General features: G+C 58.6%; 2 protein-coding genes. Both read right to left on the minus strand.

Features of this window, described 5'->3' with window-relative positions:
- Positions 1–315 (minus strand): GMC family oxidoreductase N-terminal domain-containing protein (locus tag EN780_RS35740; RefSeq protein WP_189557068.1); only part of this gene is annotated, 315 nt, incomplete at its 3' end.
- Positions 316–335: 20 nt separating this feature from the next.
- A partial coding sequence (locus EN780_RS35745) for an aldehyde dehydrogenase family protein (RefSeq protein ID WP_128276569.1) occupies positions 336–831 on the minus strand: 496 nt, incomplete at its 5' end.

The raw sequence follows: 831 nt of genomic DNA on the forward strand, positions 1-831 counted from the left end.
GTCCCAGGGATTGCCGCGGACCCAATTCATGCCATTGATGGAGGACGAGCCGCCAAGCACCCGCCCCCTCGCCTCATGAACGATCCGTCCCTGCAGATGTGGTTCCGGCTCCGAATTGTAGAACCAGTTAAAGCGGTCGTTCATCAACGGGAAGCCGAGGGCCGCCGGCATGCGGATGTAGATATGCTGATCCGATGGCCCTGCTTCCAAAAGAAGAACAGTCGTGGAAGGGTCTTCGGCGAGGCGAGAAGCGATTACCGAACCTGCCGAGCCGGAGCCGATGACGATGTAATCGAACGTCTTCTTGTCTACCACCGAGGGTCACTCCTTACGTGTCAGTTCGCCACGGTGTGCGGCAAGGCGTGCGGGCGCTGCCCTAGCTTGATAAAGGTCGACTTTACCTCGGTGAACTCGAGCAATCCGTCCAGGCCGTTTTCACGACCGATTCCGCTCTCCTTGAACCCTCCGAACGGAAGCTGAACAGCGGTCTCGAGAAAGGTGTTCACATACACCGTCCCGCTGCGGAGTTCGCGTGAAACGCGGATCGCCTTGTCTATGTCCTTCGTCCAGACACCATTGCCGAGTCCATAATTCGTATCGTTGGCAAAGGCGATCGCCTGATCCACGCTGGCGAAACGGGTGACAGCCAGAACCGGCCCGAAAATCTCTTCGCGGAAGATCGTCATATCCGGGGTGACGTCGGAAAAGATCGTGGGGGCGACATAGAAGCCGTTGCCCAGGCCGTTCTCCGTGACACGGCTGCCGCCGAGCAAAAGTGTAGCGCCCTCGTCTACGCCACTCTGGATGTAGGACAGCACCTGTTCCATGTGC

The sequence above is a fragment of the Mesorhizobium sp. M4B.F.Ca.ET.089.01.1.1 genome (genome assembly GCF_004022605.1).
GTDB classification, from domain to species: Bacteria; Pseudomonadota; Alphaproteobacteria; order Rhizobiales; family Rhizobiaceae; genus Mesorhizobium; species Mesorhizobium abyssinicae.